Below are 3,592 nucleotides of genomic sequence, written 5' to 3'. Positions count from 1 at the left end.
AGAGATCATTAAAATCGCTGATAAAACAGCGACGGCAAAAACCATCAACCAGCGTTATATGATGACCTCCGGCATCGATAAGCTAGAAGCTTTGACTCGCGTTTTGGAGATGGAAACCTACGATGGTGTCATTATTTTCGTACGTACTAAAATTGCCACCGAAGAGCTTGCGTCAAAACTTAACGCTCGCGGTTATTCGGCGGCGGCTCTAAACGGCGATATAGCACAAGCGGCCCGAGAGAAAACAGTAGACCGCCTAAAGAAAGGTGGCATCGATATCCTTATCGGAACTGACGTTGTCGCGCGAGGTCTGGATGTGGAACGCATCAGTCACGTCATCAACTATGACGTTCCTTACGATACTGAAGCCTACGTTCACCGAATTGGCCGAACAGGCCGCGCCGGTCGTTCAGGTGATGCAATACTTTTCATCACACCACGTGAAAAGCGCATGCTTCGCTCTATTGAGAAGGCAACGAGCCAAGCTATTACACGAATGGATGTGCCGACAGCGAATGTCATTAATCAGATTCGCGTAGACCAGTTCAAGAAAAACATCCTGGAGCTACTTGAGTCTAACGACACCAGCTTTTTCCAAGAGATCATCGAAACGCTCATTGAAGAAAGTCATGCAGACCCGATCAAAATTGCTGCTGCACTCGCTCATATCAATAATGGTAATCGTCCCTTCTTGCTTGATCCGAATAGCGATAGAAAGATCAACAAACCCGAGCGAGAAAGGGAACCAAGGGAACCAAGAGAAAGAGATAGCCGAGGCGGTATGGATAAGTTGAAAGCCGCTCCTCGCCCACTAAGGGATCATCCAGATGTTAAACTGGTTCGCTACCGCTTGGACGTAGGCTATAAAGATAATGTCAAACCTGGCAATATCGTCGGCGCTATCGCAAACACTGCTGATTTAGATAGCGAATACATCGGACAAATTGAGATATACAACAACTTCAGTACGGTAGACTTACCTGACGGCATGCCTAAGTCGGTTTTATCTTTACTTAAAGCAGCTCGTGTCGCGAACAAGCCAATCAATCTGCGTAACTTCTCTATGGATGAAGTTGACGAAGGCTCTTTAAGGCCTAGCCCTAATAAGCGAAACACTAAGCCTCGCTCAAATCGACGTAGCGGAAGCAAGCCAGACCGTAAAGGAAAGGCTAATCGAAGCCGTGATAGAGATAGAAGCTAAGTAAATTGCAGACACAAAAAAACCGGACTTAGAGAAATCTAGTCCGGTTTTTTTGTGTCTAACAGCAGTTCTAGTTATTGCTAATTAATAACTTACTTACTGTTTTCAAGAATATAGTTAACTGTCGCAGCAATCTCGTCATCAGAGCAAGACATACATGTACCTTTAGGAGGCATCGCGTTTACACCAGAAATAGCATTAGCGATCAAAGCATCCACACCTTTTGCAGAACGATCAGCCCAAGTCGCTGCATCACCAAATTTCGGAGCGCCCATCGCACCAGTACCGTGACATGCTGCACATGAAGTGTCATAGATTTCTTTTGCGCTTTTAGGCCCTGACGCTACGGCTGCAGCAGCTGTACCACAGTCATCACCTTCAACACATACTTTACCGACCGGCTTCAATCGATCACGAATAGAGTCTTCATCCATTGCTGCATTAACAGAGAACACGACTGCCATAGTCATTACAGTTGATAGCAACACTTTGATTAGCTTATTCACTTAACACCTCATCTCTCATTTAATATTTATAGTGCACCTACTCTCATTTGATATTTATAGTACACCTATAATGTTGGCAGCATTATAGGGCATATTACAAACAACACAACCGTAGATATCTTCGAAAAAGCCCGGAAAAGTCGTTCTAAGGCAGCCAAATAAACCTATCTCACACCTTATTCCTAGATTAGGTCATATTTGTTAATTTTTTCTGCATTGTTCTTTGTTCAAAGCCCAATCCTTGACTACACTTGAACTTGAGTTTGAAAATATTCGCAAGAGCTGGTTTCTGTCCCAAGTTATAAAAAGGATGAAGAGCCCTTCAAATAGGTAATTCAAACAGCAATATGAGCCTCTCAGGTAACCCCTATAAAGTTATTACAGAGTACTCATTGAATAGTAAATTAAAATGGAAAAGGTTAGATAATGTCAGAAACACTTTCAGGAACCGTTAAATGGTTCAATGAATCAAAAGGCTTTGGTTTTATTCAGCGTGAGAATGGACCAGACTTGTTTGTTCACTTCAGCAATATTCAAGGCGACGGTTTTAAAACTTTGGCAGAAGGCCAAGCAGTTACATTTACAGAAGGCTCTGGCCAGAAGGGCCCTCAGGCTGAAAATGTAAACCCTGCATAGTAAGAATTCCTCATTCAACCCCGTTCCGGGGTTGAATTTTTCCTCTCTCACAAGCCTCACACTCAGTCAGCTAAACTCCTCAAATAAGCGACCTCTAGCGAAACCAACGTTTACCATTTCGAAAAGCTCTATTCAATTCAAACAGTCCACGATTGAAGTGCACTCGACACTTTTGTAACAGCGTATACTCTATGATTCGACGCTGATATAGGTGCAGGCTGACATGCCCCCAAACTACCCACCAGCGAACCGGATTCATTCCTTTACCTGACTTACCCGTGTCTTTATTCAAAAGCATTACATTCAATTGAACATCTGGCTTTTTAGGGTGATCGAGCACTAGACCAGTACCTTTAAAGCCCATTTTCTTGTATCGATAGACCCAATCATCGAGACTCGAAACCATTACGTACTTCTTACCCGCCGACAAGCCTTCACGGTACATATTTTCAAACACACCATGCAGAACGTCGGTGTCCTGATAGTACTTTTCAATACATATCGCGGTAATTTCCATAAGCTCTTCATATTGAGGCAGCTTTGCAAAAAGGCTCTTTGGTAATAACTGGTCAAGCTCAAATGGCTTCTCACCTCGCTCACCAAATACCAGCAAAGCACTACCGATTACGCGCTCATTATGAAAAGCAATCAATATCCGACCATAAGCATCCTGCTGCATAGCAAAGCGTGCAATAGGGTCATCTTTGTTACACATCCCCATACTCGCGTATGACTTGCGACGCAATTTCAAGACGGCTTCGTACTCCGCCTGAGTTTCAACAAAACGATACTGAACCAGCTCTTGAATATGCTGGGCATTCATACCCGCTCGACTAATGTCTCGCGGCGTCTTCTGTGCAAAATGGAAGCAATGCTGAGCCAGCTCGTCTTCTGCCAAATACGAAAGTGAGGGCGTTTCAATAAAGCATCTAATTTTATTCTGATCCGTTAACGAAACGTTGGACACCTTACCGACGACATTCTGAAGCTCTTGAATCGAACCCAAGCTATACTTCAGCTCCATACCTTCAAACAAGGTAAACTCTGTGTGAATCCCGCTTGCATAGAAGCCATTGCGAGACAAACTCTCCACCTCAAAATAGGCGTTTTGTTTGTAGACAAAAGGGTGAACCATTTGTCCTTTTAGGCTTTGTTCGGCACTTAAGTGGATAGGATGGAAACGGTCGTGCTTACTGCTCTGTTCGTGCTCAATGACCGCCGCAATTTTTACCTGCCCCTGCCTGATGGG

The 3,592-nt window shown here is 44.0% G+C and carries 4 protein-coding genes; 2 read left to right on the top strand and 2 right to left on the bottom strand.

What is annotated here, in order from left to right; all coding sequences use genetic code 11:
- Positions 1-1,201: helicase-related protein (locus A3763_RS10775; RefSeq protein ID WP_197482882.1), on the top strand; the 1,201-nt coding region annotated here is incomplete at its 5' end.
- Positions 1,202-1,293: 92 nt separating this feature from the next.
- On the opposite strand, the gene A3763_RS10770 is transcribed toward A3763_RS10775, so the two are convergent.
- Positions 1,294-1,707 (bottom strand): cytochrome c5 family protein, encoded by a 414-nt coding sequence (locus A3763_RS10770; protein WP_231872168.1) that lies wholly within the window; start codon positions 1,705-1,707, stop codon positions 1,294-1,296.
- A 426-nt stretch (positions 1,708-2,133) separates the two neighbouring features.
- On the opposite strand from A3763_RS10770, the gene A3763_RS10765 reads away from it, so the two are divergent.
- Complete coding sequence (locus tag A3763_RS10765; RefSeq protein ID WP_068511735.1) at positions 2,134-2,343, top strand: cold-shock protein; 210 nt, start codon at positions 2,134-2,136, stop codon at positions 2,341-2,343.
- A gap of 94 nt (positions 2,344-2,437) precedes the next feature.
- Here the strand turns inward: A3763_RS10765 and A3763_RS28585 are convergent.
- Positions 2,438-3,592 (bottom strand): hypothetical protein (locus A3763_RS28585; RefSeq protein WP_197482881.1); only part of this gene is annotated, 1,155 nt, incomplete at its 5' end.

The organism is Oleiphilus sp. HI0128 (assembly GCF_001635365.1).
The sequence above is the reverse complement of the archived record's forward strand: the minus strand, read 5'-3'. Positions and strand labels throughout refer to the sequence as shown.